We start from the raw sequence: 20,129 nt of genomic DNA on the forward strand, positions 1-20,129 counted from the left end.
CCCTACTCCCACTCAATAGTTCCCGGGGGTTTTGAGGTGATGTCATACACGACTCGGTTAATCCCTGCTACTTCGTTAATTATGCGATTTGAGACAGATTCTAAAAATGCGTGGGGCAGGTGTGAGAAACTCGCTGTCATTCCATCTATCGCTTCCACTGCCCGAACACAAATGGTATTATCATAAGTGCGGTTATCGCCCATTACGCCCACACTTCGCACATTTAAAAGCACGCAAAATGCCTGCCACACGCTATCATACAAACCCCATTTATGCAGCTCTTCTATAAAGATAGAATCCGCTTCTTTTAATAGCTCCAAATCCGCTGCATTCACCTCGCCCATAATGCGTATAGCAAGTCCGGGTCCGGGGAAAGGGTGTCGCATAAGCATAGATTCTGGCATACCAAGCTCCCTGCCTAACGCCCTTACCTCGTCCTTAAAAAGCTCTCTTAAAGGCTCAATTAACTCAAACTTCATCCATTCAGGCAGTCCGCCGACATTATGGTGGCTTTTTATCGTTTTACTTGGTCCTTTTACGCTCACAGATTCTATGACATCAGGGTAGAGTGTGCCTTGTGCTAGGAATTTTATTTCACCTTTTGTGTTGTGCTTTTTAGCTTCTTTTTCAAAGACTTCTATGAAGGTTTCGCCGATGATTTTTCGCTTTTGCTCAGGCTCAATTACGCCCTTTAATCGTCTTAAAAATAGCTCTCTCGCATCGGCTACAATCAAAGGCACTTTTAGATTCTCTTTAAACATCGCTTCTACTGCTTCTCTCTCCCCCTTTCTTAAAAGCCCGGTATCCACAAAAACAGGGATTAGATTCTCCCCTATGGCACGGTAAAGAAGAGTGGCAACGACACTAGAATCTACGCCCCCACTCACAGCACAAAGCACCTTAGAAAAAGGCTTGTCTTTTAGCGATAAATCACCACAACTCGTTTCTGCTTCACTGCGGCGTATGTCATTATACGCCTCATTCACAGAATCTCTTTGCGGCAATTTCTCATCTAAAATACTTCGCCTTGATGTGTCGCTATATTCTTGCAATTCTTCCGCATTGGATTTCAACCCTTTTTCTTGTGATTTTTCTTGCGTTGGCTTTTTAGAATCTCCAAGCACCTTTTCTCTTAGTTTTGCAATTTCAGATTCAGCGAAATTTTTCATATTCCAGCTTGTATCTGCTCCGCAAATTTTCACAGCAAAGTTTTTTAGAATCTCCCCACCGCACTCACTATGCACCACTTCTGGGTGAAACTGCAAGGCATAAATTTGCCTTTTAAAATTAGCAATAGCACAATAATGCGTATTCCCACTTTTGGCTAACTCCACAAATCCATTAGGTAGGGCTTCCACCTTATCCGCGTGGCTCATCCACACAATAGAATCTTGCTTGACATTTTCAAACAATGGCGTGTGTAAATCGCTAATTTCTAGCACTGCTTTGCCAAATTCCTGTGCCTTAGCTCTTACCACACTTCCACCAAAAAAATGTGCGATATGCTGCATACCATAGCAGATTCCAAGCACAGGGATATTAAGCTCAAACACAGCATCATCAGGCTTATACGCCCCCTCTTCATACACACTAGCAGGTCCGCCGCTAAGAATGATTCCCTTAGGATTTTTCGCTTTAATAGAATCTAGCTTTTCAAAGTAAGGGACAATCTCGGTATAGATTCCATACTCACGCAGCCGCCGAGCAATAAGCTGTGTATATTGTGAGCCAAAATCAAGCACTAAAATTTCAACAAAATGAGAATCTAATCGCATAAAAACGCCTTGTCAATGTAAGATAAAAAGATTTGACATTGTAGCAAAAGAAGTTTAGAAAGAAGTTAGTTAAGAATTTTAGCTCCCAAGCCCCAACGCATTCAAGCAAATAGGGCTAAAGCTAGATTCTAAAATGAAGTAGAATCTAAAAATTAAAACCAAGGCATTACATCAATTTCCGTGCGTTTGCGGATAGTTTTCATTTGATAGAATCCTATAATCCACAACACAACAGCTGCAAGGACAAGGAACCAGCCTATAAAAATAAGTGTCGTGAAGCCTCCAATCAAGTTTGCATAAAATCCCCAAAGCAAGAATTTCTGCTCGGTAACAAAAGCTAATTCTCTAAAAAATAAAAGATTATACACAAATGCCACAATACCACCAACAAATCGTAGCTGCCGCATACGCACCGCTAGAATCTACCCCAAGTGTATGCGTCCTTTGACTAAGTAATGGAAGCATATAAGCATTGCTTAGATAAAAGCAAAACATCACCACGCCTAAAAATAGCACTCTCACATCGCCTAGTGCCTTACGCAGTGGAATCTCCACTCCTTCTTCCTTTCCACAAGCTACCGCGTGATTGATTTGTGAGCTTTTAAGCAAAGCCAGAAACACTAAAGCACATACTCCCATAAGAGCTGTGATGATAAAAATCGCTCCAATTCCATAATAAAGCGCAAATATAAAACTAAGTCCTACACTAAAAGCTGTGCCTGCGTGCTTGTAGGATTCATTTAGGCTTACTTGCCTGCTATATCTGCTTTGTCCAACAATCCCAAGCGTGATAGCACTAAAAGCAGGAGCAAGACACACCGCACATAAAGCAATGGCAATTTGAGTTGCAAGCGTAAAAGTAAAATGCGGATAAAAATAATTCGCCCCTGTTGCTAAGACAATCCCCACGATACATATAAGCACTCATCATCTCCCTTATATTATCACATAAACCCAAAGTCCCAAAAGCCCAAAAAAAAGCATAAAAGGCACGATAAGCAAAGCTACGAGCATATATTGTAAAAAGCTAATACTAATCCCATAGCGTTTAAGACTAAAAAGCCAAAGCAAAGTCGCTAATGAACCAATGGGCGTGAGCTTTGAGCCTACATTGCAGCCGAGCAGATGAGCAAAAATAAGTGCGTTGCTAGAATCCTTTAGTGCTAAATCCCCTAGCATAACCATAGGCAAATTATTTATCACACTAGAGCCAAGACTTGAAGATATACCTACGCTAAAGATTTGTGCAAACAATGGCAGGGTATCAAAATGCTTAAGCCCTTTAGCTAGTAAGCTAACAAGCCCCATATTGTTTAGCCCAAATACCACGATAAACAGCCCTAAGCTAAAAGTTACAATGCCTAAAGGAGCAAGTTTGAGCATTTGTGTGAGGGCAATTTTGTGCGTTAGGATTCCACACAGCATACTTAAAAATGCCACGCCTAGCGTGAAAACACAAAGAGCAATGCCGAATTTCTCCCCACCAATAATACCAAAGAGCAAAAGTGCGATTAAGGCAAAACAAAATAGCGTAATGCTAGGCTTTGGCAAAGCTTGTGTATGCACTTTAAAATCTAGTGTTTTTGGGAGTTTGCGTATAAATAGAATCCAAAATAGCACAAGGGTAGCAAGGATCACAAAAAGCTGCGGCAATGCCATAGCTAAGGCAAAATCTATAAATGTGATTGTAAAAAAATCTGCGGTGATGATGTTTGTGAGATTTGAAAAGATAAATGTATTTGAAGCAAAATCACTCATAAATCCCACAAATAGTAAAAAGATAATAAGCGGGGAGCGTGAGAATTTGACATTTTTGATATGGGTTAAAAGTGCGATGATTAGAGGCGTTAGGATTAAAATCGCTCCATCATTAGAAAAAAATGTCGCTAACACACTTGCAAGCACACCTATAAAGACAAAAAATTTCCAAGTTTGTAAATGCAAGGTTTGCCTATGTGTAGAAAGCCTTAGCGTGTAATGGGCTAAAACTTCAAAAAATCCAAGCTTTTCTAAAGATAATGCAAAAATGATAAGTCCAACAAGGCTAAAGGTGCTATCCCACACCATACCCCACACAAACGCCACATCGCTTAAACTCACAATTCCAAATCCCAAGCAAAGAGCTGCCCCAAGAGAGCTATACGCCCACAAAGGCAAATTAAAAGGACGGATATAAATACAAAGCAAAGTGAGTGTAAAAATGATAAACGCCATAGATTCTACTTTTTTTGCGTGGGATAGCTTTAGCAACGCTAATCCTAGCTAAGTTTTACTACACAAGCTTTAATCATAAACTTTAACAATGTATAATGTAGCCCTCGCACGAAGCCACATAAAAGTTTGGAGGAAGTCAATGAAAAAATATCTTTTATTACTATTATGTTGTTTCTCCCTTTATGCAGGAGAGTTTGGGGAAAGAAGCAATATAAGCCTTGGTGTGTATGCCAACACAGGGGCGAGTATGGGCGGAGGAGTGGAGCTAGGCTTCTCACTCTTTCAAGGCTCACTCATAAGCCTACGCAATAGCATTTCATTTGAATCTAAAGCTTCAAAGCTCTTTAACGATAAAAACTTTGATTCACAAATTTTTGGAATCTTTGATAAACTTAGCCTTGGTATTCTCACAGGCAGCACCATTGCTTCAAGTATTGGCTTTGAATACTTCCGCCCTTATGTTTATCTTAGCGGTGGCTATGGCTTACTTCACACAAAAGAAAATTTCACTCAAACGCTACAATATTGGGAAGTGAGTGCAGGAATAGGACACGAGTTTATCTCGCATTTTGGGCATACTTTATTTTTTGAGCTTGGTGGGGGAGTTGACAAACTCACTTCAAATCCTGCGACTCTTAGCTAAAATGCCCCGATTGGCGGAATGGTAAAGGTCTTGCTTGGATACAGATATTACTTTTAAGGAAAGAATATGAAAGATACAAACTCTATGCCGCCACTCACTCCACAAGAAGAAGCGGTTATTTTACACAAAGGCACAGAAGCTCCCGGAAGCGGAATCTATACATATCATTTTGAAAATGGCATATATCTCTGCCGTCAATGTGGCACTCCACTTTATGAATCAAGCTCCAAATTCCCCACACATTGCGGTTGGGCGAGTTTTGACTCACATATACAAGATTCAGTGAGTGAAGTGCCAGATAGCGATGGAATCCGCACAGAGATTGTCTGCTCATCGTGCAAGGGGCATTTGGGACATATTTTTTATGGTGAAGGATTCACGCCCAAAAATACGCGACATTGTGTGAATTCCCTGTCTTTACATTTTGTAAAGTCTTAGAATCTTATTTTCTAGCACTCTAAGACTTTTCTAATTTACCCCACTAGCAACGCTCAAAGTGGCAAAGCACGACTTTACCACCATAAACATCAATGGTGGCGATTCACAAAGTGAAACGCCTACTTTGAAAGCGTTGTAGGGGTGGGGGATTTTTAAGGGGGAGGGAGCGACTTCGCATTCTTGCGGAGCAATAATCCATACTTGCAAATTTAAGCCCCTCCCCCTTAAAGAAAAAAAGTTAATACAATTTTTTACCGCTTAAACCTTGACTTGTAGATTCAGCTTTATTCCATCGTAGCGATTCTATGTGAGCAGAACTCTATGAAATAAGACTGACAAGCAAAACCTACCAAGCAGAATCTACCAACCCATAAGGGCTTTTGTATGTCCTTGTAGCTTGTCAAGATAATCTTGCGGGGTAAGCTTAGAATCCTTAGCCAATTCACTAATAAACCGCACAAAATAGCTTCCAGCCACAATAATCTCCACCTTATCTTTTAGCACTTCAACCTGCTCATTGCTATTTATCCCAAAGCCTAATGCCAAGGGCTTTTTGCAGAATCTGCGTATAAACTCCAGCCACTCTAAAAGCGTAGAATCTATATGCGTTTTTGCCCCTGTTGTCCCAGAGCGAGAGACGACATATACTATCTCAGCACTCGCTTTTGCAATTTTCTTAATGCGTGAAGCTCTCGTTTTGGGAGCAATAAGCGAGATGATTTTGAGGTTATATTTTTTGGCTAGAATGCGGAGTTTTTCATCAGATTCTAAAGGCAAATCAGGGACTATCATACCCCAAGCACCACACTCTTTTGCCTCTTTGATAAACTCTTCAATACCATAGCGAAAAATCAAATTCGCATAAGTCATCACAATAAGCCGCGTTTGTGTGTTTTTAGCTTGTGTATGTGCCAAACGCGAAGAGAGTGAGCGAAGCAGAGAAAAACCTTGCGCGACTTTAAAACCTTGTGCTATGCTTGTATCACACGCCTCTTCAATCACCACACCATCGGCATTTGGGTCAGAAAAGGGAAACTGCACTTCTAAGTAACTTGCCCCAGCGTGAGCAATCCCAAGTGCTGCATACATACTTAGCTCCAAGGTAGGATACCCAGCGATAATATGTCCCATAAGCTGAAGTTGCTTATTTTTACTCATAATGTCCTCCAAAAATGGATAAAAAGTAAAGAAAAAGGCGATTGTATCTCATTTTTTTTGAAAATGTCTTAAGTTTAAAGTGAAGCTAATGCCTTTTTACTTACAATGAGAGCTATTTTATAGCAAAGGCTAGCAATGGCAAAAATTTTTACAGAATCTAAAAATGGTTACTTTGGCGAAGCAAAGGGCGGAAAACACGCTTTTGGTGGGCAGTATGTCCCAGAGATTCTACTTCCTGCACTCAAAGAGCTAGAGAAAGCTTATCGTGGCGTATTCCTTAGCAAAGGATATAAAAAAGAGCTAAAAAATCTCTTAAAACATTTTGTAGGACGCCCCACACCGCTTATTTATGCCAAAAACGCATCAAAGATTCTCAATAATGAAATTTATCTTAAATTTGAAGGTTTGGCAAACACGGGAGCACATAAGATTAATAATGCCTTAGGACAAGTGCTTTTGGCAAAATATATGGGAAAAAAGCGAGTGATTGCTGAAACCGGTGCAGGACAGCACGGCTTGGCAACAGCGGCGGCGTGTGCAAAGCTTGGATTGAAATGTGAAATTTTTATGGGGGAGATTGACATTGCAAGACAGCGTCCAAATGTCTTTAATATGGAGCTTTTTGGGGCGAAGGTGCAAAGTGTCAGCAGCGGGAGCAAAACGCTCAAAGATGCGGTTAATGAAGCATTACGAGAGTGGAGCAAAAAAAGTGAAGATAGCTTTTATGTGCTAGGCAGTGCGGTTGGTCCTTATCCTTATCCTGATCTTGTGCGAGATTTACAAAGCGTGATCAGCAAAGAGCTTAAAAAACAAACAAAAGCTTATTTTAGCGGACTGCCTGATATTATGATAGCTTGTATCGGTGGGGGAAGTAATGCTATGGGCTTTTTCACACACTATTTGAAAGAAAATGTCAAACTCATAGGTGTTGAAGCCGGAGGCAAGGGAAGTGACATTGGCGAAAATGCCATTAGGATTAATGCTATAAATGCAAATGAGGGTATAGCACAAGGCTACAAAAGCTTATTTTTGCAAGATGAAGATGGGCAGCTTAGTCATACGCATTCTATTTCTGCAGGGCTTGATTATGCTGGGATTGGACCGCAACTCGCACATCTACACGAAGCGGGTCGCATACATTTTACTTCTGCCACAGATGATGAGGTATTGGAGGCTTTGGCATTTTTTGCTAAAAATGAGGGTATTATCCCCGCATTAGAATCTAGCCACGCTCTTGCTGCACTGCTTAAAGTATGTAAAGAGAATAAAGGCAAAAAAATCATTGCAAATGTTTCAGGCAGGGGCGATAAGGATATTTTCATCACAGCAAAAGCCCTGACACCAACGCAATGGAAAGACTTTTTGAAAGATGAAATAAAGCGGATTGAGAGTTAGTTAGCTGGGCTTATCCTAGCTTTATCTAGGCATTGAGTTAGGTTTAAAGCTGGATTAAACTTAGATTCCCTAAACCTTGGCGTATTGCAATTTTTTTCTTTTGAAATCTCTAAAAATATAATCAAATGTCAAAGGTTTTGCTTTAAATCTTTAATCTCCCGACTTATATCCTCCCAATTATGTGGATCAAAAATATTTTCTCTCACACGATAGGCACGATCTATTTCTAAGTGTTCGGTGAATGGAGAATTTGTATGATATAAAATGCGGTTTGTTGCGTGTATATCTGCCATATTATCACAATTAAGACCTGCGAATTTACACACTATAGTATAAACATCAGCATTGCTTTTTAAGCCATTATCAATTCTTAATTTGCCCTTTGCACCAAAGGGCTTTACAAGCAAAAGTGCATCTGATTGGGTGCCAAGCTGTTCAAAATTATTGTTTTGAATCTGTGAAAAACTATCATAATGACCGTGATCGCTCACAATCACAATAGCACTTTTATCATAAATATTATTCTCTCTAAACCACTCTAGCCAATCAAGAACAAACTTTATCGCACAATATTCATTATTGTAATGCTTATCATTATATCCATTACGATATTCTTTGGGTATAAATGCCTGATATGATTCTGGCAAGGAGCTTTGTGCAAAAACATTAGGAGCACATTGATTTTCTAGATCTAATTGCCAAGGATAATGCGTAATCATTGACTTGATATATTTAAAAGTTTTTCTTTGTGAATTTGTGTTAGAAACAAATGGAAACATTGCTACATCAGAGACATATCTAAGCTGTGTAGCTAACTCATCAGATAAATTTTTCTTCGCGAAAAGCCACTGACCATCACCATAAATCCTAACTCTCATTGTGTAAGGTGCAGCCTTAAAAAGACCAATGGCAAAAAGTATGGCAACAGAATCTTGTTTTTTTCTAATCTCATCAAATTGTGTTTGAATAAAATCACCCAAATTATAATGATGGATAAAACTTCCTATGTAACTCTGTTTATCTTGATTTGCTACCAATACCGTATCACCAAAATAAGATTCAAATGTTGTAGGCAAAACCGGCACTGTATCATACACCGCAACCTTATATCCCTTTTGCAATAGTTTTTCTGGCAAAATAAAAAATGCTTCATCATATGAATCTTGTGCGTTTCTCACACCTTGATTATAAAGCGATAGGCTCGTATAGTTTTCACCTCCCATTAATGCTGGAGTATTAAATTGTGTATTGTTGGAAGTTGCAAGTGTATTGTTATAGTATGTAAAACCACTTAATTTTTCACGCAAATCCTCCTGCTGCAGGATTATATCTAAATGCGAACCGGTAAAAGCATCAAGCACTAAAACCAAAATATTAGAATCTTGTGAAAAAGATAAAAGCTTATCATTATAAGGTGGCAAGACATTATCATATACTTTTTGTGAAACATCAACAGATAAAATTTTTACAGCATCACGCAAGGCAAAACTAACAAAAACTACACTGCACACAAACGCAAAATAAATGAAAAAACGCTTATAAACGAGTACAAATACCACAGCCATAGAGCATAAGCCAAAAATGACATCAAAATATTTATTTTTAGGATTATAAATGGATGCACCACCTTGAAAAACAAAATTATCAAGTAAGCCATAAGTGTTAAACTCACAATCACGCACAAAGATCACGCTATAACACGCAGCCATAAACATAAGCACACATAAACCATACACACAAAGTTTAAAAATTCTTGTTTGATATAGAAAACTCACAAGATAAATCAACATAAATGAAGACAACAAAAACCAGCCAAAAAGCTTCGCTAGAGTTGCTTTTATCTGCATAGAATCAAATTGTGAAATATCACTACTATAAACGCCATAAGGATTGAAAACAAAAACAACAAAGCAAATATTACATATCGCCATAATTGACATAATGCGATATTGCTTAAAATAGCGTTGAACAGCGTCAGCATACGGAGCAAAAACCCTATGCCATACTACCCTAAGTTTGCCCCCCCCCCCGCAGATTGCTGAATTTAGCCTTCATTATATGCCAAATTTTATATATTTTATCCATACTACTCCCTTCAATCAATTTTTCAAAATGCCAATTTCATACCTAGATTCACATTTGTCATATGCGGATAATATCGCTGTGAGCCACCGTGTGTGTTAAGGACATTAATAATCCCGCTAAAATGCTCTGTAAATCCAAAATCAAGCAAGAAATTCACTTCATTTACCCTATCATAAGGCTTTAGCGGCTCATTAAGCATAGACATTGCCCTAAACTTTGTGCTACCATACACCACTGCAAAACTCACCCTATCAATAGCAAACATCACCTTGCCATACCATACATTCGCATCTACACCCTCAAGCAAGGCTCTTCCACCCCACATAAAAAATGGACTAGCACTATTGCCAAGCGTGTTTAAAGACCCCCAGCCGATATTACTCCCACTGCCAATATAGCCTCCGCTCACTTCTGCCATATCTTTTACACCTACATAGACTTTTACATCTGTGTTGTAGCCATTACCTTGATTGCCCTTTTGCACACCATAGCCTTGCTCAAAGCTCGTGGCAAAATGTCCGCTCAAGCCGATATAAGACTTTGAAGCTTCGTATCGTGCAGAGGCTTTCACACCTGTGGCATAAAACATACTTGGATTAGCAATACCATAAAACTTGACACTCATCACTTCGCCAATATGATACTTGAAGCTCGCTTGTGTTAGTCCAAGAGCATTATGCGGATTCACATCATAAAAGCCTGTCATTTTGTTATACTGCACATAACCACTATTTTTTACCCACAATGCTTCAATAAGCGCATTTGGTAACGAGCGATTACGCAGCCACACACCATCTACAAGCCTATCAGCCCATTCAGAATCTGCAAAAATACGCCCAGCTTTAATACTCGTATCACCATCAAAATACTCCAAATAGCTTTGCCCAAGCATTGTGCGATCATTCATATAAAAATCCCTAGAAGCATCGCCCTTGCCATAACGATTTGGATTGTTAGTAAGATTCCCTGCTCCCCAGATAGAATCATCATCATATTCATACAAAACACCTACCGCTCTAAAGCTCACCGCCACACGCAAATATTTGTAGAATGCCGAGTGATAGGCTAAGCCCACACTGCCTACCATATAGCCAGATTCACTAAAATCATTTTTACCCTTATAATTGCCTTGATTTTTTGTGCCATTTGTATAGCTCCCATATAGGGTAATATCGCCACTAGAGATTCCATTTTCTAATGCCTCATCAATACTATCATGCCCCCATAAACCCCCACAAAGCATAGCACCTAAAACTACTTTTTTCATTGTTCTCCTATATCCACAAATTATCTAATAAACGCGTTTTACCAACCCTCAAGGCAAGCAAAAAAATACTCTCTTGCTTTTTTACCACCGCAATAGGCTTAAGCTCTCTATTGAAAAAATCCGCATAAAAAAGCGTAGTCTCACCCAACCTTAAAGATTCTAATGCAAGGGCTTTAAGCTTATCTACACTCATCTCGCCATTTTTAATATGCTGTTCTACCAAAGCAATTGTGCGTGGGATACATAAGGCAATCTCCCGTTCTTTGGCACTCAAATATATATTGCGTGAGCTTAGAGCCAACCCATCATCATCACGCACAATTTCACAAGGCACAATCTCAATATCCAAAAATAAATCACGCACCATTTTTTGCAAAATTAATACCTGTTGTGCATCCTTTTGCCCAAAATATGCTTTGCGTGGCTTAACAAGCATAAAAAGCTTTAGCACCACAGCAATAACTCCTGCAAAATGTGTTGGTCTATCAAAACCCTCTAAAATATAGCCCATATTTTTGGGGGGATTAAAAGTAATTTCATCAGTGCTATACATATCTTCCACACTTGGAGTAAATACCGCACTTACCCCCGCCCTTTCACATAATGCCAAGTCAGCTTCCAAAGTGCGAGGATAACTCCCAAAGTCTTCATTCTCCCCAAACTGCGTGGGATTCACAAATATGGACACGATTGTATGTGTATTTTCTTGTAGGGATTTTTCAATCAAGCTTAAATGCCCTTTATGCAATGCCCCCATAGTCGCCACAAAGCCTACACTCTCCCCTAGCCCACTGCGGAATCTTGCCAAAGAGAGCCTATCTTTACAAACTTCCATTCATTACCTTTAAAATATCTTGCACCACTTCTACGGGCTTATCTGCCTTATAAATAGGGCGTCCAATCACCACAAAATCGCTTTTACACTCTCTTGCATCACGCAATGTTGCCACACGCTTTTGGTCTCCTGCACTCTCACCAAATGGACGGATTCCGGGCGTGATAGTAAGGAAGCTAGAATCTGTGCGTTGCTTGATAGCTAGACTCTCACAAGTAGAGCATACCACACCATCAATCCCAGCCCCGTAAGCCAAACTAGCAAGTTTAAGCGTATGGGAAAACACAGGTGCATTATACACCTCCATAAACTCATCATTATCAAAACTTGTCAATGCACTCACGCCAATAATAAGGGGCATTTGATATTTTTCTTTTAATCTAGCGATTTCTTTCATACTCTTAGCTCCACAACTTGTGTGGATTGTCAGCATATCAACCCCAAGCTTTTGGACTTCAATAATCGCATCAAGCATTGTATTTGGAATATCATAGAGTTTTAAATCCAAAAATATTTTATACGCACCATATTTTTTGATAGATTCTAATCCACTCACACCATCACGGATAAAGCTCCTTAACCCAACTTTGAGCCAAATATCTTGCTTTTGAGATGGTAAAAGGGTGTGTAAAGATTCTAATAGGCAAAGATTTTCTTGCAAACTTTCATTATCAAGGGCAATACAAAGCTTCATTTGTTTTTCTCCACGCTTTGGATTGTAGAATCTAAGCCTTGTGCTTCTGCCTTTTTAGAATCTTGCCCTTTGTTAGAATCTACCACCTTGCTTGTCTGTTTTTTAGTTTCTTTATGAGCTTTACTCAACGCATCAAGCACACCATTTAAAAAACGCGGTGCATTATCCTCACCACCATACATTTTTCCTAGCTCAATAGCTTCATTAATTACTACAGGTGAATCTGTGTCGGTATAGAGAATCTCATACGCCCCAAGCCGCAGCATTGCTCTCTCCATTCCACCAAGCCGTGAAAAATCCCACTCCTTAAGATAAGGAATAATCGCCTCATCAATACTTTGCAAATGCTCTATCGCCCCCTGCAAAAGAAAAAAGGCAAAATCTTGTTGCTTGTTTTTGATTTTTTTTTCTTCAAGCATAATGCGTGCGATACTCAAAATGTCTTCATTTCCCAAATCATAGGCATACAGCATACCAATGACAGCCTCTCGTGCTTGTGTGCGAGTAGCCATAAGTCTTAAGCCCCAATTTTTCTATACAGATTCACAAGCTCAATAAGCCCTGCCATAGATTCAAAGCCCTTGTTCCCCGCCTTTGTCCCCGCTCGTTCAATAGCTTGCTCAATATTATCTGTAGTCAAAACACCAAAAGTTACAGGCGCTCCGTATTTGAGCGTAACATTAGCAATGCCCTTTGTCGCCTCTGCTGAGACATAATCAAAATGTGGTGTTGAGCCGCGTATCACTGCACCAAGACAGCAGATTCCATCATACTCACCTTGAGAAAGCACTTTTTGTAATGCAAATGGAATCTCATAGGCGCCTGGCACAAGGATTAAATCAAGTAAATCATCTCTTCCGCCGTGTCGCAAAAAGCAGTCCTTTGCCCCTTCAATTAGCCTATCTGTAATAAAATGATTGAATCTCGCGCTAATAATGGCGATTTTTTCATCGCCCATAAGTTGTAGTTTGCCCTCTATCACATTCATTTGCACTCCTTTTGTGTTAAATCAGTAATCTTTTGCAGCTCATCTATGAGTGGAAGCAAAGCGTGAGTTTGCACCATATTTGCCCCATCGCTCAACGCCTCTTTTGGATTAAGATGAGTTTCCATAAAAAAGCCATCAACACCAACCGCCGCAGCCGCTCTAGCAAGATATGGCACAAACGAACTATCTCCTCCGCTTTTGCCACCTGCTGCTCCGGGCATTTGCACACTATGGGTTGCATCAAAAATTACTGGTGCAAAAGATCGCATAATTACCAAAGATCGCATATCTACCACGAGATTCCCATAGCCAAAGCTACTGCCGCGTTCTGTAAGCCAAATCTTATATTCCTTTGATTGCTCATAAGTCGCCTGTGTGCCACCACGCGTTTTAATCGCTTTTAAAACGCTATGTTGCATATCCGCAGGATTCATAAACTGCCCTTTTTTAATATTGACAATACAATTAGTCTTTGCAACCGCTACAATCAAATCTGTCTGCCGACACAAAAATGCCGGAATCTGAATAATATCCGCCACTTCAGCAATCGCCTCTGCCTGATAGCTTTCGTGAATATCTGTGATGATTTTGTAGCCAAATTTAGTTTTAATCTCTTCTAGCATCGCTAAACCCTTCTCTAAGCCCGGTCCGCGATAAGATTCTAAACTTGTGCGATTTGCCTTATCAAAACTCGCTTTAAAATAAAAATCAATCTGTGGATTCTCTGCTAAAGGCTTTAAAGCTTCTGCCACAGCATTCAAACCCTCTGCACTCTCAATGACGCAAGGTCCACTCATCAGTATCATACATTCTCCTTTTTAATTTGATTTATCGTCTTAAACTCTCGCTTTATCATATTGTAGTTTAGAATTTCACCCGTTTCTATGATGTAATACCACCCATAGACATTTAGCTCACCCTTATCAAACCGCTCCTCCACGAAAGGATAAGTCATTAGATTCTCAAGCTGATGCTCTATATTCATCTGCTCCATAAGCCAAGTGCGTTTGGCTTTGGAGTTTGGTTTGAGGGCATCTACCTTTTGTTTGACTGGCTCTAAAAGCTCTATCCATTTTTGGACATAAGGGGCATTCTCAAGCTTCTCTGGTGGCTCATAAACCGCCGAACACGCCCCACAATCGCTATGCCCACAAATGATAATATTCTTAATATTTAAAATACTCAAAGCATACTCTATGGCTGAAGTCGTTGCTAAATACCCATCGCGTATGCCTTTATTTTTTCCCAAATATGGCGGCACAAGATTCCCCATATTGCGTATGACAAACAAATCTCCGGGTAAAGAGTTTGTAATCAAATTTGGCACAACGCGTGAATCTGTGCAAGTGATAAGAAGTGTATGAGGTTCTTGATGTTTTTTAAGACTCTCATATAGCTCTTTATGTTCGTTAAAATCCTCCTCACGAAACTTCACCGCCCCTTGAAATAACTCTTTCATTCTGCTCCTTTGGCATTACACTTTTTATGCCTAATTTTTATAAATCCGCCCAAACCTCTTACCTTATAGGCTAGATTCTGTAAAAAAATTATGGCATTATATCAAACTAAAATAATCACAACGCAACTTTAATTTATTTATTTTAAGGAGCTAAAGAATGGGTGAAATACTTGGAAGTATTATAAATGGTATTGTTGAGATTGTAGGCACACTTGGCTATGTTGGAATTTTTCTTATGATGTTTTTAGAATCTAGCTTTTTTCCTTTTCCTTCTGAAGTGGTGATGATACCTGCTGGATATTTGGTTTATACCGGAGAGATGAATGCTATTATTGCTGTGCTATGTGGGATTGCTGGCTCTTTGGCTGGAGCATTGTTTAACTACTACTTGGCATTAAAATTTGGGAGAGATTTTCTTATCCGTTATGGAAAATACTTTTTTTTCACTGAATCTACTATGCAAAAAATGGAAGATTTTTTTACAAAGCACGGACCCATCAGCACATTTATAGGGCGATTAATCACCGTTGTTAGGCAATACATCTCCCTCCCTGCTGGATTAGCCAAAATGAATCTGGCTAAATTTTGCCTTTACACCTCGCTTGGTGCGGGCATTTGGGTGATTATCCTAACAATTATTGGCTATTATGCTGGAGTGCTTTTTGACACAGGCATTAGTGTAGATTCTATTATCCACGCTTTTACTTCACACACACCAAGCCCACAAGAGCTAGAGCTTAAAGGGCTTGTCAAACAAGCGGGGCTTTACACGCTAGGCTTTGTGGTAGTCTGCTTTGGTGGATATTTACTCTATTGGCGTTTGAAAAAGAAAAATTACTTATGATTAATCAAAACATTTTAGAATCGCTCTTTTTAACAAATTATATAAACAAAGGATAAAAGATAATGCAATATGACATTTCCAATCAAGCAAAACTTCCAACGCGTTTTGGGGATTTTTTTACAATGAGTTTTCGTGAGTATCTAGCAGATTCTACAACACGAGAACATCTTGTGGTTTTTACGCAACATCTTAGTGAAACTCCATTAGTGAGAATCCACTCCGAATGCCTAACTGGCGATGTTTTTGGCTCACAAAAATGCGATTGCGGCAATGAACTTGCCCTTGCGATGGAGAAAATCGCTCAAAGCGATGATGGCGGTATGCTTATTTATTTACGACAAGAAGGACGCGGGATAGGACTATTTAATAAGATTAATGCTTACGCTCTGCAAGATGAGGGCTATGACACGGTGGAGGCAAATCAAAAGCTAGGCTTTGATGGCGATATGCGAAGCTATGAGATTGTGGGTGAGATCTTTAAGCATTTTAATATTACACAAATCAATCTCCTTACAAATAATCCACGCAAGATTCACGCCTTAGAGCCGTATGCAAAAGTTGTGCGACATAGCATTATTACCCCTTGTAATCCGCACAATAAAGCCTATCTTGAAGTCAAAAAACAAAAGCTTGGGCATTTACTCTAAGAGAGCCTAAAGATTCTAATGCAAGGACACAAAAATGGCAGATTTTCCTAAACTCATCAGCTACCAAGAAGCCATCAATATTTTAAACACCATTCCACTAGAACCACTAGGCACACAGCAGGTGCATTTTAAAAACGCTTTGAATAGAATCTTAGCTCAAGATATAAAAGCCCCTTGTGATGTCCCAGCCTACCCTACTGCGGCGATGGACGGCTATGCGATTATGTTTGAGGACTTAGAGCTACTTGCCACACAAGGACTAGCTATCCTCCTGCCAAATAAAGCCGGAAACCCCACTCGCCCCAATCTCACAAAAGCCCACGCAATAAAAACTTTCACCGGTTCCATAATGCCGCTTAATGCCGATACGCTTGTCATTGTAGAGCATATCACACTGAAAGATGACAGAATCTTTCTTAACGCCCCCATAGATTCTATCCGTAAATCCCAGTGGATACGCCAAATTGGCGATAACTATAAGGAAAATGAGATTTTACTCCATAAAGGCGATAAAATTGGTGCTTTTGAAGTAGGCTTGTTAGCAGAGCTTAATCAAAGCTTTGTGCAAGTGTATCAAAAGACAAAAGTTGGAATCTTGTGCGTGGGTGATGAGATCATTGAAGTGGGGCAGGATAGCCCACATCAAAATGTCGTGCGGAGTGTCAATACACACCTTTTAGAATCTTTGCTTTTGCAAATGGGACAAGAGCCTATCATTTATCCTATCACAAAAGATGATAAAACTCTTATCAAAGCAGCCTACACTCAAGCGTTAAAAGAGTGTGATATGCTACTTACCACCGGTGGTATGAGTATGGGAGATTATGACTATACACAAGAGGTAATGCAAGAATTAAGCCAGATTCACTTCAAAGGTGTGCGATTAAAACCGGGCAAACCTGTTGCATTTGGGAGTGCTAACAATACGCTTATTTTGGGCTTACCGGGCTTTCCAAATTCCTGTGCGGTAACCTTTTTGCTCTTTGGCACAACTCTCCTTGCTCGTTTGCACAATAGAATCCACAAGCCCCTATGCCTTGAAGCCACCCTACTTGAAGAATGCAAGCGCAGTGATTCTCGCCTAGAGTTTCGTGTTTGTGAAGTGTTTTCACACAATGGCAAATTAAGCATAAGTTTTGCAAGTAAAAAATCCATACAAAGCTCAATGGTGAATAATCTCACGCACAACACTGCCCTTGCGATTCTAGAAGAAAATGGCAGCGATTTACCCAAAGGTGCGATGGTGCAAGTGATGTTCCTTCATCATCTTGTGTAAAATCTCAAGCAAAGGAGTGTTTATTTATGGTAAAAGTTGAATTTTTAGGACCGATGAGCTATATCCCCTCTATGGAGCTAGAAGTAAACACATTGCAGGAATTAAAGGAAGTTTTAGGCAAAGATTCTGCTTTGCAGCAATGGCTTGAGATTAGTGCGGTGGCTGTTAATGATGAGATTGTTGAAAATCTCTCACACCCACTACATAATGGCGATAAGATAGCCTTACTCCCTCCTGTGTGTGGTGGATAATGCTAAGTTTATATAACGGAGCATTGCCAACAGACAAGCTTTACACACAATGGGAAGCAATGGCTCAAAGTAAAAATTATGGAGCGGTGAGTATTTTTAGCGGTATCGTGCGAAGAGAGCAGAATCTAAAATCTCAAAACCCAAAAACGCCGACTGCGGAAATATCTTTAGATAATTTCAAGGGTTGTGCAGATTCTTGTGCGAGGAGTTTATTAGATATAAATGACAAAGCACAAGAAGCAAGCTCCCTTGAAAGTGCTGAAAAGATGACGCAGATTCTAGATTCTAGTGATATAGAAGCGCTTAGTTTTGATATTTATAAGCCATTGTTAGAAAAGTGGTTTCACTCGTGGCAGGAGAGAGCCCATAATATGGGGGCTTATGTATGTATGGCACATAGCATAGGTGATGTGCCTTGTGGGAAAAGCTCTTTTATGTGTGCTATTATCTCATCTCATCGCAAGGTTGCACTTAGCTTGTATGCAGAGTTTGTAGAGGATTTTAAAGCCAACGCACCTATTTGGAAATATGACATTATCAATGGGCAAAGAATCTATGCCAAAACGCGAAGCAAAGCCCTTAAAGGAAGTGGTATCTTATGCAGTTAGATTCTAAGCCTATTATTTTTGCCTTTAGCGGAAGAAGCAATAGTGGCAAAACGACACTGATTTGCAAATTAAGTGAATATTTTAAAGCAAAGGGGGCAAAGGTAGCCGTTTTCAAGCACGACCCAAAAGACAAAGCAGTCTTTGACACGCAGGGCAAAGATTCATATAAGTTTTTTCAAAGTGCTGATGTAGTGGCTCTTATCTCGCCTACACGCACTATTTTGCAAATAAAAAATGGCAATGGGAGTGAAGATTCTAAAAACTCTGCTGAAATGAGGGCATTTTATACATATATAGAGCTTTTTAAAAACTATGATTTTATCTTTATTGAAGGGCTAAAGACCCTGCCTTTTAAACGCATCGTTGTTGCGCGAGAGAATATAGAATCTGATTATATCCCTTATGCAGATGCTTTTGCCATAGATGAGAGTGTGGGTAATGCTGAGATTCTGCCAAGCCATATGCCTAAGCTCAATCTCAATAATACCGCACAAATTGCGGACTTCATTTTACAATCTACAACAAAGGATAACCAATGCAAACAATAAAAATCGGTGTGCTTGTCTCAAGTGATAGAGCCTCTCAAGGAATCTATGAAGATGAATCTGGCAAGGCAATACAAGAAATATTAGAGAGTTTTATTCTCAATCCTTGCGAGTATCATTATCATATTATCGCCGATGAGCAAAGACTTATAGAATCTTATCTCAAAGATTTGAGCGATAAACAAGGCTGTGATCTCATCATCACCACAGGTGGCACAGGACCGGCAAAGCGAGATGTAACACCCGAAGCCACGCAATCTGTGTGTCAAAAAATGCTTCCCGGATTTGGAGAGCTTATGCGGAGTGTGAGTTTAAAATATGTCCCCACGGCGATTTTATCACGCCAAAGTGCGGGGATTCGCGGAAGATCTTTGATTATCAATCTCCCGGGCAAACCAAAAAGTATTAAAGAATGCCTTGAGGCTGTATTCCCCGCTGTGCCTTATTGTCTTGATTTAATTGAGGCAGAATATATTCACGCAAATACTGAATATATCACTATATTCCGCCCAAAAGCCTAAATACAAAGGAATCCTATGCAGCTCACACATTTAAATGAACACAACAACCCCACAATGGTAGATGTCAGCCCAAAGGAAATAAGCCATAGAGAAGCTTATGCAAGTGGCATTATCACTATGAGTGAAGAAGCCTTTGAAGCAGCTATCAATCATACAGGTAAAAAAGGGGCTATCACGCAAACTGCCATTATTGCCGCTATTATGGGTAGCAAAAAAACAAGTGAGCTTATCCCTATGTGTCATCCGCTTATGCTTAACAAAGTTGATGTTGATATTACACCAGATTCTAGCTCCTGCTCCATTAAACTTGGTGTGCGTGTGAAATGTGAGGGTAAAACAGGCGTGGAAATGGAAGCTCTTACGGGCGTAAGCATAGGACTTTTAACCATCTATGATATGCTTAAAGCTATTGATAAATCTATGAGTATAAGTAAGATTAAACTTGAATCTAAAAGTGGCGGCAAAAGTGGTGATTTTCATAGATAG

General features: G+C 39.7%; 25 protein-coding genes. 11 read left to right on the forward strand and 14 right to left on the reverse strand.

Translation table 11 applies throughout. The features are described from left to right. Nucleotides 1–2: 2 nt before the first annotated feature. From guaA to EBF12_RS02370, 4 genes are all read right to left on the reverse strand, one after another. Entirely contained in the window at nt 3–1,775 is a 1,773-nt protein-coding gene (guaA, locus tag EBF12_RS02355; RefSeq protein ID WP_121726234.1) for a glutamine-hydrolyzing GMP synthase, read from the reverse strand. 152 nt (nt 1,776–1,927) lie between these two features. Continuing rightward, the gene (locus EBF12_RS02360) at nt 1,928–2,182 is read right to left on the reverse strand and encodes a hypothetical protein (protein ID WP_244196320.1); all 255 of its coding nucleotides are present in this window, start codon (nt 2,180–2,182) and stop codon (nt 1,928–1,930) included. Then, nucleotides 2,136–2,699, reverse strand: a complete 564-nt coding sequence (locus EBF12_RS02365; protein WP_208630938.1) for an MFS transporter — start codon at nt 2,697–2,699, stop codon at nt 2,136–2,138. The genes EBF12_RS02360 and EBF12_RS02365 overlap by 47 nt, the downstream gene beginning before the upstream one ends. A 12-nt stretch (nt 2,700–2,711) precedes the next feature. Continuing rightward, the gene (locus tag EBF12_RS02370; RefSeq protein ID WP_121726336.1) at nt 2,712–3,989 is read right to left on the reverse strand and encodes an arsenic transporter; all 1,278 of its coding nucleotides are present in this window, start codon (nt 3,987–3,989) and stop codon (nt 2,712–2,714) included. A 139-nt stretch (nt 3,990–4,128) separates the two neighbouring features. On the opposite strand from EBF12_RS02370, the gene EBF12_RS02375 reads away from it, so the two are divergent. Both EBF12_RS02375 and EBF12_RS02380 read left to right on the forward strand, forming a co-directional pair. Then, nucleotides 4,129–4,632, forward strand: a complete 504-nt coding sequence (locus EBF12_RS02375) for a hypothetical protein (RefSeq protein WP_121726235.1) — start codon at nt 4,129–4,131, stop codon at nt 4,630–4,632. An 84-nt stretch (nt 4,633–4,716) separates the two neighbouring features. Beyond that, on the forward strand, nt 4,717–5,070 hold the full coding sequence (locus tag EBF12_RS02380; RefSeq protein WP_208630941.1) for a methionine-R-sulfoxide reductase: 354 nt from the start codon (nt 4,717–4,719) through the stop codon (nt 5,068–5,070). A gap of 30 nt (nt 5,071–5,100) precedes the next feature. Here EBF12_RS02380 and EBF12_RS11385 read toward each other — a convergent pair whose 3' ends face one another. Continuing rightward, on the reverse strand, nt 5,101–5,277 hold the full coding sequence (locus EBF12_RS11385; RefSeq protein WP_208630939.1) for a hypothetical protein: 177 nt from the start codon (nt 5,275–5,277) through the stop codon (nt 5,101–5,103). Between the two features lie 153 nt (nt 5,278–5,430). Beyond that, nucleotides 5,431–6,228 (reverse strand): tryptophan synthase subunit alpha, encoded by a 798-nt coding sequence (trpA, locus tag EBF12_RS02390; protein ID WP_121726237.1) that lies wholly within the window; start codon nt 6,226–6,228, stop codon nt 5,431–5,433. A 135-nt stretch (nt 6,229–6,363) separates the two neighbouring features. On the opposite strand from trpA, the gene trpB reads away from it, so the two are divergent. Continuing rightward, the gene (gene trpB, locus EBF12_RS02395) at nt 6,364–7,623 is read left to right on the forward strand and encodes a tryptophan synthase subunit beta (protein WP_121726238.1); all 1,260 of its coding nucleotides are present in this window, start codon (nt 6,364–6,366) and stop codon (nt 7,621–7,623) included. A 128-nt stretch (nt 7,624–7,751) separates the two neighbouring features. Here trpB and EBF12_RS02400 read toward each other — a convergent pair whose 3' ends face one another. The 8 genes from EBF12_RS02400 to EBF12_RS02435 form a co-directional block, all read right to left on the reverse strand. Continuing rightward, nucleotides 7,752–9,563: an alkaline phosphatase family protein gene (locus tag EBF12_RS02400; RefSeq protein WP_244196321.1), complete on the reverse strand. Its 1,812-nt coding sequence runs from the start codon at nt 9,561–9,563 to the stop codon at nt 7,752–7,754. A gap of 167 nt (nt 9,564–9,730) precedes the next feature. After that, the gene (locus EBF12_RS02405; protein ID WP_121726239.1) at nt 9,731–10,975 is read right to left on the reverse strand and encodes an Opr family porin; all 1,245 of its coding nucleotides are present in this window, start codon (nt 10,973–10,975) and stop codon (nt 9,731–9,733) included. A 7-nt stretch (nt 10,976–10,982) separates the two neighbouring features. Then, entirely contained in the window at nt 10,983–11,810 is an 828-nt protein-coding gene (gene panC, locus EBF12_RS02410) for a pantoate--beta-alanine ligase (RefSeq protein WP_121726240.1), read from the reverse strand. Then, complete coding sequence (gene pyrF, locus EBF12_RS02415; RefSeq protein ID WP_121726241.1) at nt 11,797–12,504, reverse strand: orotidine-5'-phosphate decarboxylase; 708 nt, start codon at nt 12,502–12,504, stop codon at nt 11,797–11,799. The genes panC and pyrF overlap by 14 nt, the downstream gene beginning before the upstream one ends. Next, the gene (nusB, locus tag EBF12_RS02420) at nt 12,501–13,016 is read right to left on the reverse strand and encodes a transcription antitermination factor NusB (RefSeq protein ID WP_121726242.1); all 516 of its coding nucleotides are present in this window, start codon (nt 13,014–13,016) and stop codon (nt 12,501–12,503) included. The genes pyrF and nusB overlap by 4 nt, the downstream gene beginning before the upstream one ends. A gap of 5 nt (nt 13,017–13,021) precedes the next feature. Next, nucleotides 13,022–13,492, reverse strand: a complete 471-nt coding sequence (gene ribH / locus EBF12_RS02425; protein WP_121726243.1) for a 6,7-dimethyl-8-ribityllumazine synthase — start codon at nt 13,490–13,492, stop codon at nt 13,022–13,024. Continuing rightward, nucleotides 13,489–14,298: a 3-deoxy-8-phosphooctulonate synthase gene (kdsA, locus tag EBF12_RS02430; protein WP_121726244.1), complete on the reverse strand. Its 810-nt coding sequence runs from the start codon at nt 14,296–14,298 to the stop codon at nt 13,489–13,491. The genes ribH and kdsA overlap by 4 nt, the downstream gene beginning before the upstream one ends. After that, nucleotides 14,295–14,951 carry a carbonic anhydrase gene (locus tag EBF12_RS02435; protein WP_121726245.1) on the reverse strand — a complete coding sequence of 219 codons (657 nt, stop codon included), beginning with the start codon at nt 14,949–14,951 and terminating at the stop codon, nt 14,295–14,297. The genes kdsA and EBF12_RS02435 overlap by 4 nt, the downstream gene beginning before the upstream one ends. Before the next feature lie 157 nt (nt 14,952–15,108). Here EBF12_RS02435 and EBF12_RS02440 point away from each other — a divergent pair, with 157 nt between their 5' ends. From EBF12_RS02440 to moaC, 8 genes are all read left to right on the forward strand, one after another. After that, nucleotides 15,109–15,795: a DedA family protein gene (locus EBF12_RS02440; protein ID WP_121726246.1), complete on the forward strand. Its 687-nt coding sequence runs from the start codon at nt 15,109–15,111 to the stop codon at nt 15,793–15,795. A 62-nt stretch (nt 15,796–15,857) separates the two neighbouring features. Next, nucleotides 15,858–16,442 carry a GTP cyclohydrolase II gene (gene ribA / locus EBF12_RS02445; RefSeq protein ID WP_208630940.1) on the forward strand — a complete coding sequence of 195 codons (585 nt, stop codon included), beginning with the start codon at nt 15,858–15,860 and terminating at the stop codon, nt 16,440–16,442. A 34-nt stretch (nt 16,443–16,476) separates the two neighbouring features. Beyond that, nucleotides 16,477–17,718 (forward strand): molybdopterin molybdotransferase MoeA, encoded by a 1,242-nt coding sequence (locus EBF12_RS02450; protein WP_121726248.1) that lies wholly within the window; start codon nt 16,477–16,479, stop codon nt 17,716–17,718. 26 nt (nt 17,719–17,744) lie between these two features. Next, entirely contained in the window at nt 17,745–17,969 is a 225-nt protein-coding gene (locus tag EBF12_RS02455) for a MoaD/ThiS family protein (protein ID WP_121726249.1), read from the forward strand. Next, on the forward strand, nt 17,969–18,577 hold the full coding sequence (locus tag EBF12_RS02460; RefSeq protein WP_121726250.1) for a molybdopterin synthase catalytic subunit: 609 nt from the start codon (nt 17,969–17,971) through the stop codon (nt 18,575–18,577). Before EBF12_RS02455 ends, EBF12_RS02460 begins: the two co-directional genes overlap by 1 nt. After that, complete coding sequence (gene mobB, locus EBF12_RS02465) at nt 18,568–19,125, forward strand: molybdopterin-guanine dinucleotide biosynthesis protein B (RefSeq protein WP_121726251.1); 558 nt, start codon at nt 18,568–18,570, stop codon at nt 19,123–19,125. Before EBF12_RS02460 ends, mobB begins: the two co-directional genes overlap by 10 nt. Further along, nucleotides 19,113–19,643 carry a molybdopterin adenylyltransferase gene (gene mog, locus EBF12_RS02470; RefSeq protein ID WP_121726252.1) on the forward strand — a complete coding sequence of 177 codons (531 nt, stop codon included), beginning with the start codon at nt 19,113–19,115 and terminating at the stop codon, nt 19,641–19,643. Before mobB ends, mog begins: the two co-directional genes overlap by 13 nt. A 15-nt stretch (nt 19,644–19,658) precedes the next feature. Further along, nucleotides 19,659–20,129 carry a cyclic pyranopterin monophosphate synthase MoaC gene (gene moaC / locus EBF12_RS02475; RefSeq protein WP_121726253.1) on the forward strand — a complete coding sequence of 157 codons (471 nt, stop codon included), beginning with the start codon at nt 19,659–19,661 and terminating at the stop codon, nt 20,127–20,129.

It is taken from the genome of Helicobacter labetoulli, assembly GCF_003670275.1.
Classification (GTDB): domain Bacteria; phylum Campylobacterota; class Campylobacteria; order Campylobacterales; family Helicobacteraceae; genus Helicobacter_C; species Helicobacter_C labetoulli.